A 16,607-nucleotide genomic window follows, 5' to 3' on the forward strand; every position below is an offset into this window, starting at 1 on the left:
TAGTCCAGCACCAGACGCAGACGATCCAAGTCTCCAAGCGTTTGAATTTCATTCCACTCAAACAGTTTCAGTTGTGGTATAATAGCCATAGCAGGCGACCCCTCTCATAGTGAAAATTGTTTTCTCGTCAATTACAATTTTACCATGGATGGACTCGCCTGTTTACTATTTATTACCACATCGGGAGGCTGGGGTGGAATTTCGCTCCGCCTCTCTTTTTACGCCCATAGCCCCGCATTTTTCCGCTTGTTTTTGGGGTAAAATTTATTTTCGCTCATCTTTCAACCTTTGTCGCGTCCGGTTTCCCGGACATCGCAATTAGCTTCATTTGTTGGCGGGTATACGAAAGATTCGCGAGGCCGCAAACGCCTCGAGGGCTCGATTTTCCCTTATACGGTATACCGGCCGAAGAAAGGGGATTTGATCGTACACCATCCGATGGTCGAACACCAGGAGGCTTCCGTCAAGGGTTCTTCATTCCAGGCGATCTCCATCCTGTTTAAAGGATTGAAGCTGGGCGGCAAGCCCGCCGGGCGGATTACGGGAGAAGACGAATCGCCCCTGTTTCATTGCCAGCACAGCTACGATAAGGTCAACCAATATCTGATCGAGGTATTGACCGAGTATTATGAAGAGAAGCCCGGATACGTCGAACTGAATTCCTCCCTGCTTCAGACCGTCATCCTTTTGCTGCTGCGCAATCAGCAAGCTGCGCCTCCTCCTTCGCTTTCCTCGGTTTCCGAGAAGGTGAAAGCTTATATAGAAGAGAATTTCCGGCTCGAATTGACTTTGAGCGATTTGGCGGAAATCGTCCATGTCAGTTCGTACCACCTTGCTCACGTTTTCAAGGAGGAAGTCGGGGTATCCCCCATTCAATACCTCATCCGATGCCGGATCGAGGAGGCCAAGAAGCTGCTGCTCCAAACGGATCTTTCCGTTGCCGATATTTCCGCGGAAGTCGGTTACCCCAACGCCAACTATTTCAATATTCTGTTTAAAAAAGTGACGGGTGCAAACCCGGGAAAATTCAGATCGAAACGCGGTTGAAGGATTGGAGGCAAAAAGATGCTACTGCAGATGCAGAACGTGTTCAAACAATTTTTCGGCGTCAACGTCCTTTCTTCCGTTGATTTCGACCTGAAGCGAGGGGAAGCGCACGCTCTTCTCGGCTTGAACGGCGCGGGCAAGTCGACGCTGATCAACATTATTTCAGGGTTGTACGAACCGGATTACGGGCATATTTGGATGAACGGCCGTCCCGTTAAAATAAGTTCTCCCGCCCAAGCGCAAAAACACGGCATTTTCACGATCCATCAAGCCCCGGCGCTGGTTGAAAACTTGAGCGTCGCCGAAAATATTTTTCTCGGGAACGAGCCCCGGTTGTTTAAAATGTTCACGGATTTCAAAACGATGAAGCGGCAGGCGGCAAACGTATTGAACATGCTGGGGAATCCGATCGATCCGGAGCTCCCGGTCCGTTCCTTGTCGCTCGGCGAGAAGTATGAAGTGGCGATCGCGAAGTGCTTCGTGATCCAGCCGAACATTTTGATCCTGGACGAGCCTACGGCCGGGTTGTCCGAGCGGGAGCGGACGCTGCTGTTCGAGCTGATTCGGAATCTCAAGCGCCGGAATACCGGCATTATTTATATTACGCACCGCTTGAATGAGCTTCCGTTCATTTGCGATCGGATCACGATTTTGAAGGACGGCCGCAATATCGTCACTTGCGGCATCGACGAAATGTCGGAGCAAGAAATGATCGAGACGATGTGCGGCAAGATGATCGTCCAATATTTCCCCGAGATCATTCCCTCCTGCGGGCAGGAAGTGCTCAAGGTGGAAAATCTGTGCCTGGACACCCGGCTCAAAAACGTAAGTTTTTCGCTCCGCGAGGGCGAAGTTCTGGGCATTGCCGGCCTTGCGGGCTCGGGCAAAAAGGAATTGGCGAAGTCGATATTCGGCCATATCAAGAAGGATGCCGGCCGAATCTGGTGGAGGAACAAGGAAGTGGATTTTAAGGATCCTTCGCATGCGGTCGATCAATCCTTCGGTTATATTAGCGACAACCGGATCAAAGCGGGCCTTTTTATGGATATGGGCGTGACGGCGAACATGACGATCGCCAGCTTGAAAAAGCAGAATATCTGGCAGCTGATCCGTCTGGACAACGAGAAGGAGTCGGCCGTAGACAAGGTGATCGAGCTCGACATCAAAATTCGCCATCTCGAACAGGAAGTCAAATATTTGAGCGGAGGCAATCAGCAGAAGGTTTTGCTTGGACGCTGGATGATGTCGGAGAGCGAACTGTATATTCTGGAGGAGCCAACGCAAGGCATCGACGTAGCCTCGAAGAGCGACATTTACCTTGCGATAAGCGATCTGGCCAATCAGGGCAAAAGCTTCATCTTGATGTCCGACGATATTAAAGAATTGATCGGGCTGTGCTCCAGGATCATCGTCATGCACCAGGGCGCCATCGTCGACGAGATGAGCGCTTCCGAAGTTTCCGAAGAGCGCATCCTTAGGGGGATGAAAGGAGCGGCGCCGCTTATGGCGGACCCCTCGCAAGCGAGTGAAGTCGGCTCGATTCGATAAGTGCAAAATAGGGAACGATGTTCCTTGTCCAAGACGGAGAAGCCGTTTTACTTCATGCGCGATTTGAGCCATACTTGAAGAGGAAACCTAGCAACCAATCTCATGGGAGGCTGACGCCAGGTGGCTCTTATTCATTGTCAATTTTTCTCCGAAGTTTTGGGCTTGAGCACCTCGATGACCGTTATTTTGCCGCAGCAGACAAACAACCAGATCGGCATGAGCGGCCATGCGCATAGCGGCAAGCATCCGACGCTGTATTTGCTGCACGGCTTGTCGGACGACGACACGATCTGGACGAGGCGAACCTCCATCGAGCGCTATGTCGCGCCGCTCGGGCTCGCCGTCGTCATGCCCAACGTCCATCAGAGCTTCTATACGGACATGGAATACGGCAATCCGTACTGGACGTTCCTGACGGAGGAGCTGCCGGCGGTGGCTCGTTCGTTCTTCCCGCTGTCCGGGGAGCGGGAGCATAATTACGTCGCGGGGTTGTCGATGGGAGGATACGGAGCGTTCAAATGGGCGCTTCGGCATCCGGACAAGTTCGCGGCGGCAGCCAGCTTGTCGGGAGCGCTCGATATGGTGTCGCGGATCGCCAGGGAGAAGGGAACGCCGATGGGACGGGTGCTGCAGCTTGTGTACGGCGGCAAGAACATTCAAGGAACGCCGGACGATTTGCTGTGGCTTCTGGAAGAGGCGAGCCGTTCCGGCGAGCCGAAGCCCGCCTTGTATCAATGCTGCGGAACGGAGGATTTCCTGTACGACGACAATCAAGCGTTTCGGCAAGCTTGCCTGAGAACCGGCTATCCGGCGTACGTCTACGAGGAGGGGCCGGGCGACCATACTTGGGAGTATTGGGACGAGCATATCCGGAAAGCGCTCGATTTCTTCTTTAAAGCCCAATGAACGCTTCCAAACCGAAGCCGCCCGTCGAAGAATAAGCGCAGGACGCTATGGGAGAAAAGACAATATCCACGGAGCCGCGCACAGCGTGACGAAGGCGGTGAACATCATGGCGACGCTCGCGACGGACCCGGTGACCGGGTCGTATTCCAGCGCTTTGCTGATGCCCGCCGAGTGCGCGCTCGTTCCGAACAAGACCCCGCGTCCGATGGGACTTTGCATGCGCAGCCCTTTGACGATGAGCGGCCCCATGACGAGACCCAACAAACCCGTAATCAACGTCGCCACGGCCGTAACGGTCGGAATGCCGCCGATAAGGCGCGATATGGAGATCGCGATCGGCGTCGTCGCGGACCGCGGCGCCAGGCTGTCCGTTACGGCCGGCTGCAGCCCGAACCATCGGGCCAGACAGACGGACGTGACGATGGCGGCGACGCCTCCGCAGCCGGCTCCGACCGCGATCGCGACCGCATGCTTGCGCAGCACGTCGATATGCTTGTAAAGCGTAACGGCCAGCGCGATCGTGGCGGGTTCGACCAGATCGCTGAGCAGGCCCGCGCCGCGGTCGTACGTGCCGAACGATACGCCGCTGCACTCGAGCAGCGCGATCAGGACGACCGGCGTGACGAGCAGCGGGGTCAAATAAATTTTCGGATACCGTCTATAGATTCGTTTGGCCGCAGCATAGACCACGACCGTGACAAGAAGCCACATCGCCGCGCTTAGCATTCCTTCGCTTCCTCCTTCCGGCGAGCCGCGATCCGCTCTCCGATCCAACCGGAGCAAGCCATGACCGCCGCGGTGCTGAGCACGATCGTCAAGGCGATTTGCCAGCCGCTGTTCGCCACGAGGCTGCGGTAGTTGACGATGCCGACGGCGGCGGGAATGAAGAACAGCAGCATCTCGCCGAGCAGCCAGCTCGCCCCCCGCTCGATCCAAGCGAGCTTGACAATTCCGAGCTTCAGCGAGACGAACAGGATGGCGATGCCCGCGATGCTCCCCGGAATCGGCAGATGCAGCCGTCCGACGAGCCAATCGGCGCCGCGGGCGAGCGCAATATAAAACGCCACTTGGACGAGGGTGATTGCCAACGTCTTCATGATGTCATACCCCTTCCTTTATGACGTAAGTATATACGGTTGATTTTCATGCGTAAAATGAATATATTGAATGTGTTACATTCCGTTTATCTATGTTAGGAGCGGCTGCATGGACATACGCCATCTGCAAGCGATTTCCGAGATCGTCCGCCACAACAGCTTTACGAGGGCGGCCGATGCGCTCCACGTTACGCAGCCGACGATCAGCAAGATGATCAAGAGCCTGGAGCAGGAGCTGAATATCGAAATATTCGCGCGCGACGGCAAGCAAGTGAAGCTGACCGATGCCGGCGAGGCGATTTTCAAGCACGCGGGACCGATTCTGCAGCTGTTCGACCGCCTCGTTACGGAGATCAACGACCTGACCTACTTGCACAAGGGCAGCATCCGCCTCGGCATCCCGCCGATGGCGGGCTCCAGTTTTTTTCCGCCCGTGATCAAGCGGTTCCAGGAACGGTATCCGGGCATCGCCATCCAGATGGAGGAGGACGGGGCCCTCAAAATCGAAGAGCGCCTCGCGGACGGCGCCCTGGACGTGGGGGTCGTGCTGCTGCCGATCGATCGCGAAGAGTTCAATTGGTTCCCGATCGTCGAAGACCGGCTGAACGTGCTCGTTCAGCCCGCCCACCGGCTCGCTTCCCGCAAGCGGATCGAGCTGGCGGAGCTGGAAGGGGAGCCGTTTATTCTGTTCAACAACGATTTTGCGCTGCACGACCGCATTCTCCGGGAATGCCGCGCGATCGGGTTCGAGCCTCGCGTCGCGTACGAGAGCACGCAGTGGGACTTTATCGGCGAATTGGCCGGGGCGGGACTCGGCGTCGCCATGCTGCCGGATACGGTCTGCCGCTCGCTCCACCCGGACAAGGTGCGCGCCGTGCCGCTCGTCCGGCCGGTCATTCCCTGGCATCTGGCCATGGCTTGGAGGCGGGACGGGTATTTATCGCTTGCCGCGCGGGAGTGGATCCAGTTTACGAGAGAAGCGTTCGGACAGACTTAGCGGATCGGGCGGTCTCGTTCATATTCCGTTCAAAAAAAGATGGTATAGTTTCGATAACAGAGGAGGGGGGTGGTCGGATGAAAGAGTGCCTGGACGTGCGAAGAGCCGTCCTCTACGTCGGATTCGCCATGGTGCTGTTCTCGCTCATCACCGCCTTCGTACCTCATTGATCGCGATAGCGGCGAAGCCGTCCCGTCAAGGCCCCGAGCCTTGCGGGACGGCTTTGTTGTTGCGGGCCGAACGGCCGCCCGGTGCGTTTGCCGCACGCCGGTTCCGATCGCGCCATGAAACATTCATTTCAATAACGCCGGAATTGGTGTATCATTCGAAATGAATTTCATTCGAGGAGAGAGGCTATCATGGCGCGATTGTCGCGTAAGCAGACCGTTCTGTATTTATCGTTTCTAGTGCTGATGTGGGGCGTCAACTGGCCTTTGTCCAAATACGCGCTCAGGTTTACGCCGCCTGTTCTGTTTGCGGGCATCCGCACGCTGATCGGCGGCCTTCTCTTAATCGCTGTGGCGCTGCCGCGCTGGAGACAGCTGCGCCTCCGGGAGACTTGGCGCATCTACCTGCTGTCCGCCATTCTGAGCATCGTGTTCTATTACGGCTTCCAAACCGTAGGCCTTCAATATATGCCGGCCGGGCTGTTCTCGGCGATCGTCTTCCTGCAGCCCGTCCTGCTCGGCTTGTTCGCGTGGATATGGCTGGGAGAGGCCATGTACGGCCGGAAAATCGCCGGGCTGCTCGTCGGCTTCGCGGGCGTGGCCGCGATGAGCATCGGGGGGCTGGAAGGCGGCGTCTCGGCCATCGGCATCGTCCTGGCGCTGGCTTCCGCCTTGAGCTGGGCGCTTGGCACCGTCTACACGAAGCGGGTGACGGCCAAAGTCGATTCGCTCTGGATGACCGCTATGCAAATAACGATCGGCGGCATCGTCATGCTCGCGTACGGTTCTTCCGTCGAGAGCTGGTCGGCGATCCGCTGGACGGGATCGTTCGTTTACGACACGCTGTTCATCTCGATTTTTGTCATCGCCCTCGGCTGGCTCGTCTACTTCCGGCTTATCGGTTCCGGCGAAGCTTCCACGGTAGGCTCGTTTACGTTTCTCATCCCGGTCGTCTCCATTATTTGCAGCGTGCTGTTCATGAACGAGAAAGTGACGCTGAACCTGGTCGCCGGTCTTGCGCTCATCGTCTCCAGCATTGTTCTCGTCAACGTGAAGCCGAAGCGCTTGAGAGGTTCCGTGCAACCCTGATACAATGAGAGCCGGAATGGCGGACGAGCGGTCGAAGGAGAGGGTGGGAATGGCCAAATATTATGTGGTGTGGGCGGGAGCCAACCCCGGCATTTATGCGAGCTGGCCCGAATGCCAGGCTCAGGTGAAGGGAATCGCCGACGCCAAGTACAAATCTTATCCGACCCGGGAGGAAGCCGAGCGGGCTTACCGGGAAGGGTGGAAGAAGCATTGGGGGCAAGGCGCGCGAGGCGGCTCGTCCGGAGCGGCGGCTGCCGGGAGGAAGGCCGCGCCGGCCAAGGCCTCGCCGAAGCCAGCCCCGGAGGCCATCGACTACGACAGCATCTCGGTCGATGTCGGCACGCGGGGCAACCCGGGACCGGTCGAATACAAAGGCGTGGACACCCGCACGGGCGAGGTGCTGTTCGAACGCGGGCCGATCCCGAACGGCACGAACAATCTCGGCGAATTTCTCGCCATCGTGCACGCGCTGGCCTACCTGAAGAAGCAGGGCAGCGCGAAAACCGTCTACAGCGATTCCCGCACCGCCTTGAAGTGGGTCAAGACGAAGCGAGTGGCGACGACGCTTCCGCGCAACGAATCGACCCGCGAAATTTGGGAGTTGGTCGACCGGGCGCTTCGCTGGCTGCAAACCAACACTTATCCGAACAAGGTGCTCAAGTGGCAGACGGAGGAGTGGGGCGAGATCAGGGCGGACTACGGGAGAAAATAAGGTATGGGGCTGTTCACGAGGAAGAAGTGGGGCTCTTCATTCGCGATGAGTTGGAAGTCTACTCGATTCGCAAGAGGCGCCAGAGAGGGGAATCCATCGAATGCCGACGAGTTACCGGTTAAGACCCGCAGTGCCGGCCGATATCCCGGGCATTCAGGTGACGGCTCAGGTCACTTGGGAGCACACGTACGGATCGTTTTATTCGGAGGCTTATATTCGTTCGTTTCTCGAGAGGGCCTATTCTACTGCAAATCTTGAGGCTTCGATCGCCCGGGACGAAGCGAGCGCGATCCGCCGATTCCTCGTGGCCGAGACCGAGGCGGGCGTCGTCGGGTACGCGCAGCTGGCCGAGCCCAAAGCCGGCGAAGCTGAACTTTATCGGATTTACGTGCGCCCGGAATGCCAGGGACAAGGCATTGGCAAGGCGTTGCTTGAAAAGCTTATTGCAGCCGATCCGGAGATCGGTCGCGTAACGGCTTGGGTAGAGAAGGATAACCGGTCGGGAATCGCCTTCTATCGATCGAGCGGATTCCGGTTCGAAGAAGATACGGAAGAGAAGGAAGACGGGCAAACCTTCACGTTGAGCAAGTTTGTATTGAATTTGCAAGATAGATAAGCCGGCATACCGGCAGCGGACCCAACGGAGCCACGCATCCGATAAACGCGGAGGAACGGATATCGGGTGCGGAATACGGAATGCCGGTGAAGATCGGCTACAACGTGTGGATCGGCGGGAGGGCGGTCATCAACCCCGGCGTAACCATCGGCAACACGCCGCGATTCTGATACAAGATTTCCCCCTTTTCCGGACCGATGGGTCAAGAAAAAATTACGCGGGCGAAGCTCGGGCATAATCGCGATTGATGATGTTTTTGACTAACCCCGGCCATTTCGAATTGGCGGGACAATATTTTCTGCCGATTTTCTCGATGGTGGTGTAGCCCTTGCCTATGTAATTTTTGGAGATCAACTGTCCGAATTTTTTCACGCTGTCGACCTTCGTCTTGAACCGGAGGTAGCCGGTTCCGTTGCTTGAGTTCAAGCCGAACAAATTGTTTTTGTTTTTGGCGATTTTGCTGTTGCCGTTGCCGCTTTCCAGCTTCATGACGGCGATGGTGAAGTAAGCGTTGATTCCGTATTCTTCCTCGATTTCGAGCACCGCTTGTTCCAGGTCGTTACCCGCGAGTCCCGTCCCTTTGAAGATGGCCCGAATCGCTTCCTCCGTCAATCCGGAGTCGGAGACGACCTGGGAAGCGGGCTTGCGGGGAGAATCGGCGGCCAGCTTCCGGACTTTTGCGGCCGGCGCGGGGGTTTCTTTCACCGATTTGCCGTCAGGCTTGGCATACGCGCCGTGCACGTAGGTTCCGTCGGCCAACTGCAGCCAGCCGTTCTCGGTTTTGCCGACGACCGATATCGACGCCCCTTTTTTGAGAACATTCAGAATTTTTGATTTGGCGGATGCTTCCGCCCGGACATTTAGATAATAAGCGGTGGTTACGTATGGCGTCGCAACGAGCTCCTTCTCATCGGATACGGCCGCCGCGTCGGCGAGGCCGCCCTGGGCGATGCCAAAATATAAGAAAATCGCAAAGAAGACGGCAAAGTAAACGCTTGAACGGCACGTTCTTTGAACAGGAAATTTCATCATACGACCACTCCTCCTACAGATGGTTGGAGACAGGTTACAATGATTGTACTGAGAAGCGGCCGAGAAGCATGTCAAAGTCTCTGAGCGTATTGCATGTTTATTTGTCGCAATAAGCGAAATCCCCCGCCTTTTCGGTCGAGGGATAGGGGAACGCAACTTAAAAAATTTTAATATTGATTCGGTTTGGCCGTTCAAGACGGAGTCGGCCCGGCGATTTTGCGCAGCGCTTCGGACAATCGGACGACGCCTTCTTCGATCTGATCGAGCCTGGGCCTTGCGAAGCATAAACGGAAGCAATCGGCATCCGAGCCGTATACGCTGCCCGGGACATAGACGACTCCTTCGCGAACGGCTTGCTCGAACAAGCGCAGATCGTCGATAGGGCGGCGCCATTGAACCCACAGGTTCAAGCCGCCTTCCGGCACCCGGTATTCCGTCTCGCCCGGGAGATGGGCGTCCAACGCGACGCGCAGGCTGTCCAGCTTATAAGCGAGCTTCAACCGAAGGTCCCGCAGATGGCGGTCGAATTCGCCGGAATCGAGAAATTCCGCTGCGACCCATTGCGGGATGGTGCTCAGGCCGAAATCCATTTGCCGTCTGGCGTCGGCCAGCCGGGAGACGACGGAACCCGGCGCGGCCAGCCAGCCGATGCGAAGGCCCGATGCCGCAATTTTGGACAACGATCCGATATAGAGCACTTGCCCGCCCGCATCCATCGACCGGAGCGGGGGCGGAACGTTCCCGTCGAACGCCGTTAAGCTGAACGGGTCGTCCTCGACGATCGGAATGCCCCATTCGGCTGCGACGTCCAGCAGCCTTCGCTTGCGCTCGGCCGACAGGACGGTGCCCGTCGGATTTTGAAAGTTCGGATTGGTGAAAATCATTTTGAGCCGGTGCCGGCGGTGGAGCGCGACGATATCGTCGGGATCGAGGCCTTCCCGGCGATCGGCGCGCAGCCTGAGAACTTTGAGCCCGGCCGACTCGAAGAGCGAGAGCGAGCGGCAGTAGGACGGATCCTCCACCGCCACGGCGTCTCCCGGCTGCAGAAGGCAGTGGGTGATCAGAAACAGCGATTGCTGCGAGCCCGACGTCACGATCAGCGACGATTCGGAAGCCTCGACGTTCAAATATCGCCGGAGAAACCGGGACAACGCCTCGCGGAGCGGTCGGAAGCCTTGCGGATCGTCGTAGCCCAAATAGCCGGAGTAAGGCCGTTCTTGCAGCAGCTTGCGCACGATGTCGTTCGGGAACAGGTCGGCGGACAGCTCCCCGCTGGCGAAATCGATCACCGGGGCTTCCACGTTCAATTCGGAGCGGATGCGGCGCATGGCCGGAACGTTCGGGAGGAAGGTGCCGCTCTCGAGATATTGCCGCCAGTTCGGCGTCTTGACCGTGCCCGCTGCAGGTCCGGCCACCCGGGTTCCGCTTCCGACCGCCCGTTCGACGAGCCCCAAGGATCGGAGTTCCTCGTAAGCTTGAATGACGGTCGTCCGGTTCACCCGGAGCATCGCCGCCAGCTTGCGCTCGGAGGGGAGAACGCTGCCCGGCGGAAATTCGCCGCTGCGTATTCGCCCTTCCATATGTCCGGCGATCTGCCGGTAAATCGGCGTCTTGGCTTGCCGATCGGGTTTCCACATGTTCTCGTTCACCGCTTTCGTCATGCTCCCATTATTGCGGAAATCCGAGGCTCGTTCAAGCCGTATTGGATGGGACAATCGGCTCGGAATTGGATGGTGAACTCGCGGCGCAAACCGACTAAGATACACGATAGAGAAAAAGAAATGGGGGATTCGATGAACGTCGAATGGTTGATCGCCCTGGTCGTCGTCGTTATGCTGATCGCGCTGGTGAGCACGTTCACCGTGGGATTCTCCCGCAGCAACCGGGAGGAGAACTCCGATTATATGAAGCGGACGGGCCGGAACTGGACGAATCTGGCGCTGCTGTACGCCGTTATTTTCCTGATCGTCTTGTTGATCTTTTTTATCGTCTGGAAAAGCTGACCGCACCCGCCCGGGGAAGGGAACGGCGCCCGGCTTTGCCTCCGGATGTAGAACTATCCCGCGCAAAGTAGTATAATAGCGGCTAGCTCTGCATTGTATTGGAGGAAACTTCATGTCTCAACTGTTGGAAGGCAAAACGATCGTTGTCATGGGCGTCGCCAACGAGCGCAGCATCGCTTGGGGAATCGCCAAGTCGTTGCACCGTCAAGGCGCCAAGCTTGTATTTACGTACCGGAAGGAGCGTTCGCGGGACAAGCTCCTGAAGCTCCTGGAGACCAGCGGCATCGAAGCGAAGGCAGTCGTCGCCTGCGACGTGTCGGACGACGCCAGCGTCGCCGAAGCGTTCGAACGCATCGGCAAGGAGGCGGGGACGATTCACGGCGTCGCGCATTCGCTCGCGTATTCGGACAAGGACGAGCTGAAGGGCGAATACGTCGATACGTCGCGCGCCGGCTACATGCTGGCCCAGGATTCGAGCGCCTATTCGCTCGTCGCGGTCGCCCGCGAAGCGAAGAAATGGATGACCGAAGGCGGCGGCATCGTCACGCAGTCGTATATCGGGGCGGAGCGCGTCGTGAAAAACTACAACGTCATGGGCGTCGCCAAGGCGGCGCTGGAAGCGAGCGTCCGTTATTTGGCGGAGGATTTGGGCAAATACGGCATTCGCGTCAATGCGGTATCGGCCGGGCCGATCCGCACGCTGGCCGCCAAAGGCGTATCCGGCTTCAACGAGATCATGTCGACCATCGAGGAGAAGGCGCCGCTTCGCCGGAACGTCGACCACGAGGAAGTCGGGGATGCGACGATGTTCCTGCTGAGCGACCTGTCCAGAGGCATTACCGGCGAAGTGCTGCACGTAGATGCCGGGTACCATATTATCGGGCTGTAATTCGATTCCGAAGAACGGGGGATTTGTCCCGCGCGCGGCGCGGCGGCAAGTCCTTTTTTTTCTTGCCGGTTATTCGCGTTACCCAAGCCCGCCGTACTTCCGGTTGCGAATCCAAACGTCAGGGGCTGTCCCGGGGGGCCGAGAATCGGCCCTCTGGAGACAGCCCCTGTTACATTCTTACGTTAACGCGACGAATTGCGGTCTTCCGCCTGCACTCCATCGACTTTGGCGCCGAGCGGCTCCCTGATGCACCGGAGCGGCCAATAGGAGGAAGAGCCGGCGATCGTCACGCAAGGGCGGGAGCGTTCTGCTTATGCGGCATCAGTGTCCGGCGTCCACCGTGTCGTTGGAGACGCGCATGACTTCGAACAACTTGAACAACAGGCTCAAGACGATAGCGACGACGGTGGCCAGCGCCATGCCGGTCAGGGAGAAGTCGCCGATCTTGATCGTGACGCCGGACAAGCCGGTGACGAGGACGACCGTCGTCAGATAAAGGTTCGTCGGCTTGCTGTAGTCGACCTTCGATTCGACGAGCATGCGCAAGCCGGAAGCGGCGATGACGCCGAACAGCAGCAGGGAGACGCCGCCCATGACCGCACCCGGAATGGCCGCAATCAGCGCCGAGAACTTGCCGAGGAAGGAGAGCACGATCGCGAACACGGCCGCGCCGCCGATGACGAAGGTGGAATAGACGCGGGTGATGGCGAGCACGCCGATGTTTTCTCCGTAGGTCGTGTTCGGAGTTGCGCCGGTGAAGCCGGAGAGAATCGTCGAGATGCCGTTGCTCAGGAGCGAACGGTGCAGGCCGGGATCTTTGGTCAAGTCTTTGCCGACGATGTTGCCGGTAACGATCAGGTGGCCGGTATGCTCGACGACGACGACGAGCGCGGCCGGGACGATCGTCAGAATGGCGGACAGCTCGAAGGTCGGCCAGGAGAACGTTGGCGCATCGAAGAAGCGGGCCGCTTCGACGCCGGAGAAATTCGTCAGGCCGGCGAGCCAGGCAATGACGTAGCCCGCGACGATGCCGAACAAAATTGGGATGATGCGCATAAAACCCCGGAACAGCACGGAACCGAGCACCGTGATGAGCAGCGTAACCGTCGAGACGAAAATCGTGGTCGCGTCCGGCTTCCAATCCGGCGTTCCGTCGGAGATCCATCCGGCCATCCGCGCGGCGACGGGGATCAGCTCAAGCCCGATGACGGCGATAATGGCGCCCATGGCGGCCGGCGGGAACACGACGTGAATCCATTTGGTTCCGGCCAATTGGATGATGTAAGCCACCAGGGCGAACACGACGCCCGCGACGATAAATCCGCCCAGTGCCGCGGAATAACCGTCTCCATGGGAAGCGTGCGCGCCGATGACGGCGCCGGCCGGTGCGATGAACGCGAAGCTGGAGCCGAGGTAGGCGGGAATCTTGCCTTTGCAAATCAGGATGTAGAGCAGGGTGCCGATGCCGTTCATAAGCAAACAAACGGCCGGATCGACTTCCAGCAGGTTCGGGACGAGCACGGTCGAGCCGAACATGGCGAATAGGTGCTGCAGGCTGAGCATAACGCTCTGCCCGAGCGGGGGTCTTTCGTGAACGCCGATCTCGCGTCTCATAATCGGTGAATTCCTCCAATGAAATAAGGTCGCTTCCTTTGATGCCCTTGTAGATTCTACATAGCGCGGCGCAAGTTGACAAGCGTTCCTTTCAAAGTTTTCGAATCGCCGCGTCTAAATATCCCTTTCGCGCCAGCGGCGCCCAACGGCGAGGCGAACCCGCGCTTCCCGTCCGACGCAAAAAAGGGGATCGTCCCGCAGCAGCGGAACGATCCCCATTGGCGCTTGTTTGATTCGCCTATACGCCCGAATAGGCCAGAAACCCGCCGTCCACCGGCACGACGGTGCCGGTGACGAAGCCGGACGTCGCGTCGTCGACGAGCCACAGCAGCGTGCCGAGCAGATCCTCCGGCTCGCCGAACCGCCGCATCGGCGTGTGCGCGACGATTTTGCGCGAACGCTCGGTCGGCGTGCCGTCCGCGTTGCGGAGCAGATTGCGATTCTGCTCGGTCAGGAAGAAGCCCGGCGCGATCGCGTTCACGCGGATGCCCGCTTCGGCGAAATGAACGGCGAGCCATTGCGTGAAGTTTTCGATGGCCGCCTTCGCCGCGCTGTACGCCGGCACCTTCGTCATCGGCGACGGAGCGCTCATCGAGGAGACGTTCAGGATGACGCCCGAGCCGCGCTCCGTCATGTCGCGGGCGAAAATTTGCGTCGGAATGAGCGTCCCGACGAAGTTCAGGTCGAGGACGTTGCGGAACCCTTCCACACTGACGTCGAAGAACGTCGTCACGCCCGGGGCGCCAAGATCGTCCGGCCGGAAAATTTCGTTCGTCGTATTGGCGCTCGGATGGTTGCCGCCCGCGCCGTTCAGCAAGATGTCGCAAGACCCCAGCCGCTCGCGCACGACGCGCGCCGCCTCCTCGACGCTTGCTGCGTCGGTCACGTCGCATGCGACCGCGATAGCCGTGCCTCCGGCCGCTTCGATCTCGCGGACGACGTTTGCCCCTTTCTCGGCCGTGCGGTTCAGAATCGCCACCTTGACGCCCTGCCGGGCAAGCTCGATCGCCATGACCCGGCAGAGGACGCCGGAGCCTCCGGTGACGACGGCGACTTTGCCGGCCAGCGCCGGATGAATCGGCAATTCCGTTCTCATGGCGCAACCTTCCTTTCCCGGGCTGCGCGGCGCTCGGCGCCGTCCCACAGCCCCCACAAATACATGATGCCTAAGGCGCGATCGTACAACCCGTACCCCGGCCGGCATTGCTCGCCCCACAGATGGCGGCCGTGATCGGGCCGCGCATAGCCGGTGAACCCGATGTCGTGATACGCCTGGACGATGCCGGCGATATCGACCGTGCCGTCCTGCGTGCGGTGGGACGTCTCGATGAAGTCGCCGTTCTCGTACACGCGCACGTTGCGGATATGGGCGAACGGAATGCGGTCCGCGAACTCGTGAATCATGGCGACGATGTCGTTGTCCGGATTGGCCCCGAGGGAGCCGCTGCACAACGTAATGCCGTTATAAGGGCTGTCGTACAGCTTCAAGAAACGGCGCAGGTTGGCCTGGCTCGTAATGATGCGGGGCAAGCCGAACACCGGCCACGGCGGATCGTCCGGATGAATCGCCATCTTGATGCCGCAGCGCTCGGCGACCGGAACGATCTCGCTGAGGAAATAGCGGAGATTGTCCCACAGATGCTCCTGCGTCACGCCTTGGTACGCTTCGAACAGCGCGGTCAAATGCGCGAGCCGCTCGGGCTCCCAGCCGGGCATCGTCAGCGCCGAATTCTCGTTGATGCGCCTCACCAGCTCGAACGGGTCGATATCTTCGATTTTGCTTTTCTCGTAGAACAGCGCCGTCGATCCGTCTTCCAGCTCCTTGCGCAGATCGGTGCGCAGCCAGTCGAACACCGGCATGAAATTGTAGCAGATAACCTTCACGCCGACTTGCGCCAGCTTCTCGATCGTCCGCTTGTAATTGGCGATGTACCCGTCCCGGCTCGGCCGTCCCAGCTTAATGTCCTCATGGACGTTGACGCTCTCGACGACGTCGATGTTCAGACCGGCGCGCGCCGCCTGATCGCGTACCGCCTCAATTTTGTCCATCGGCCATTCCTCGCCGGCCGGCACGTCGTGCAGCGCCCACACGATGCCCGTCACGCCGGGAATTTGCCGGATTTGGTCCAGCGTGACGGTGTCGTTGCCTTCGCCGAACCAGCGGAATCCCATTTGCATGCTCGGTTCCTCCCCCAAGGATTCATTTGAAGTATTGCGGAAACTTCTCCTTGAGCATCGCCTGATCGTGAATGTTCAAGGAGAGATGTTCCTTCATGACCTTCTCCGCCGCGTCGGCGTCGCGGGACCGGATCGCTTCCGCCATCTGCTTGTGCTGGGCGTACAGATGGTCCCAATCGTGATCGCTGACGAGGCGCAGCATCCGGCTGCGGTTCAGATGGGCGTTCATCTGCTGAATGACCGACCACGTGTTCAGCTTGCGGCAGCCTTCGAAGATCGTGCGGTGAAAAGCTTCGTCCAGCTCGAACATCCGCTTGTCGTCTTCGCGGGCGATGCTCTCCCGCTGGCGGAGCAGATTCGTCTCGAGCGCCTCGAGGGATTCGTCGGGAAAAGACGCGCAAGCGAGGCGGATGACCGCCTTCTCCAGCTGCTCCCGCATGAAGCGGGCTTCCTCGACGAGCTCCGGATCGATGAGCGAGACGAACGTGCCGCGCTGCGGCAGCACCTGCACGAGGCCTTCCTGCGCGAGCCGGACGAAGCTCTCGCGGACCGGCGTGCGGCTGACGCCGAACGCGAGGGAGGCTTCCTTCTCCGACAAAGCCGCGCCCGGAGGCAGCTCCAGGCTCAAAATTTGCTCCCTTAGCTTCGCATAGACGGCATCCCGCGCGGATGCCGGCGTTACGTTCAAATTCATTTCTCAGCCTCCTATGGT

General features: G+C 58.9%; 17 protein-coding genes and 1 pseudogene. 10 read left to right on the top strand and 8 right to left on the bottom strand.

Annotated elements, in window-relative coordinates; all coding sequences use genetic code 11:
* Positions 1-420: 420 nt before the first annotated feature.
* From G485_RS0107645 to G485_RS0107655, 3 genes are all read left to right on the top strand, one after another.
* The gene (locus G485_RS0107645) at positions 421-1,047 is read left to right on the top strand and encodes a helix-turn-helix domain-containing protein (protein ID WP_156922195.1); all 627 of its coding nucleotides are present in this window, start codon (positions 421-423) and stop codon (positions 1,045-1,047) included.
* 18 nt (positions 1,048-1,065) lie between these two features.
* On the top strand, positions 1,066-2,595 hold the full coding sequence (locus tag G485_RS25550) for a sugar ABC transporter ATP-binding protein (RefSeq protein ID WP_051318095.1): 1,530 nt from the start codon (positions 1,066-1,068) through the stop codon (positions 2,593-2,595).
* A gap of 120 nt (positions 2,596-2,715) precedes the next feature.
* Positions 2,716-3,501 carry an alpha/beta hydrolase gene (locus tag G485_RS0107655; protein WP_027092078.1) on the top strand — a complete coding sequence of 262 codons (786 nt, stop codon included), beginning with the start codon at positions 2,716-2,718 and terminating at the stop codon, positions 3,499-3,501.
* A gap of 45 nt (positions 3,502-3,546) precedes the next feature.
* Here the strand turns inward: G485_RS0107655 and G485_RS0107660 are convergent, their stop codons facing one another.
* Positions 3,547-4,227: an LrgB family protein gene (locus tag G485_RS0107660; protein WP_027092079.1), complete on the bottom strand. Its 681-nt coding sequence runs from the start codon at positions 4,225-4,227 to the stop codon at positions 3,547-3,549.
* Complete coding sequence (locus G485_RS0107665) at positions 4,221-4,598, bottom strand: CidA/LrgA family protein (protein ID WP_027092080.1); 378 nt, start codon at positions 4,596-4,598, stop codon at positions 4,221-4,223. The genes G485_RS0107660 and G485_RS0107665 overlap by 7 nt, the downstream gene beginning before the upstream one ends.
* Positions 4,599-4,707: 109 nt before the next feature.
* Here G485_RS0107665 and G485_RS0107670 point away from each other — a divergent pair, with 109 nt between their 5' ends.
* The 5 genes and pseudogenes from G485_RS0107670 to G485_RS28875 form a co-directional block, all read left to right on the top strand.
* Positions 4,708-5,595: a LysR family transcriptional regulator gene (locus G485_RS0107670; RefSeq protein ID WP_027092081.1), complete on the top strand. Its 888-nt coding sequence runs from the start codon at positions 4,708-4,710 to the stop codon at positions 5,593-5,595.
* A 359-nt stretch (positions 5,596-5,954) separates the two neighbouring features.
* Complete coding sequence (locus G485_RS0107680) at positions 5,955-6,851, top strand: DMT family transporter (protein ID WP_027092082.1); 897 nt, start codon at positions 5,955-5,957, stop codon at positions 6,849-6,851.
* Positions 6,852-6,894: 43 nt separating this feature from the next.
* Positions 6,895-7,563 (top strand): ribonuclease H, encoded by a 669-nt coding sequence (gene rnhA / locus G485_RS0107685; protein ID WP_027092083.1) that lies wholly within the window; start codon positions 6,895-6,897, stop codon positions 7,561-7,563.
* A 100-nt stretch (positions 7,564-7,663) separates the two neighbouring features.
* Entirely contained in the window at positions 7,664-8,179 is a 516-nt protein-coding gene (locus G485_RS28275; RefSeq protein WP_051318096.1) for a GNAT family N-acetyltransferase, read from the top strand.
* 29 nt (positions 8,180-8,208) lie between these two features.
* Positions 8,209-8,334, top strand: a pseudogene (locus G485_RS28875) (acetyltransferase); the annotation flags it as partial.
* 58 nt (positions 8,335-8,392) lie between these two features.
* Here G485_RS28875 and G485_RS0107700 read toward each other — a convergent pair.
* Both G485_RS0107700 and G485_RS0107705 read right to left on the bottom strand, forming a co-directional pair.
* A complete protein-coding gene (locus tag G485_RS0107700; RefSeq protein ID WP_027092084.1) occupies positions 8,393-9,211 on the bottom strand; it encodes a glucosaminidase domain-containing protein in 819 nt (272 codons plus the stop codon).
* A 191-nt stretch (positions 9,212-9,402) separates the two neighbouring features.
* Positions 9,403-10,848, bottom strand: coding sequence for an aminotransferase-like domain-containing protein (locus tag G485_RS0107705; RefSeq protein ID WP_027092085.1), 1,446 nt, complete (start codon positions 10,846-10,848; stop codon positions 9,403-9,405).
* 156 nt (positions 10,849-11,004) lie between these two features.
* Between G485_RS0107705 and G485_RS0107710 the strand changes: the two genes are divergently transcribed.
* Positions 11,005-11,214, top strand: a complete 210-nt coding sequence (locus tag G485_RS0107710; RefSeq protein WP_156922199.1) for a hypothetical protein — start codon at positions 11,005-11,007, stop codon at positions 11,212-11,214.
* Between the two features lie 112 nt (positions 11,215-11,326).
* Positions 11,327-12,103, top strand: a complete 777-nt coding sequence (gene fabI / locus G485_RS0107715; protein ID WP_027092087.1) for an enoyl-ACP reductase FabI — start codon at positions 11,327-11,329, stop codon at positions 12,101-12,103.
* Positions 12,104-12,424: 321 nt separating this feature from the next.
* On the opposite strand, the gene uraA is transcribed toward fabI, so the two are convergent.
* The 4 genes from uraA to G485_RS0107735 form a co-directional block, all read right to left on the bottom strand.
* Positions 12,425-13,717, bottom strand: a complete 1,293-nt coding sequence (gene uraA, locus G485_RS0107720; protein WP_027092088.1) for a uracil permease — start codon at positions 13,715-13,717, stop codon at positions 12,425-12,427.
* Between the two features lie 238 nt (positions 13,718-13,955).
* The gene (locus G485_RS0107725) at positions 13,956-14,813 is read right to left on the bottom strand and encodes an SDR family oxidoreductase (protein WP_027092089.1); all 858 of its coding nucleotides are present in this window, start codon (positions 14,811-14,813) and stop codon (positions 13,956-13,958) included.
* Positions 14,810-15,895, bottom strand: a complete 1,086-nt coding sequence (gene uxuA / locus G485_RS0107730; protein WP_027092090.1) for a mannonate dehydratase — start codon at positions 15,893-15,895, stop codon at positions 14,810-14,812. The genes G485_RS0107725 and uxuA overlap by 4 nt, the downstream gene beginning before the upstream one ends.
* 22 nt (positions 15,896-15,917) lie before the next feature.
* Complete coding sequence (locus G485_RS0107735) at positions 15,918-16,589, bottom strand: GntR family transcriptional regulator (RefSeq protein WP_027092091.1); 672 nt, start codon at positions 16,587-16,589, stop codon at positions 15,918-15,920.
* Positions 16,590-16,607 lie beyond the last annotated feature (18 nt).

It is taken from the genome of Cohnella thermotolerans DSM 17683, from assembly GCF_000429825.1.
Taxonomy (GTDB): Bacteria; Bacillota; Bacilli; order Paenibacillales; family Paenibacillaceae; genus Cohnella; species Cohnella thermotolerans.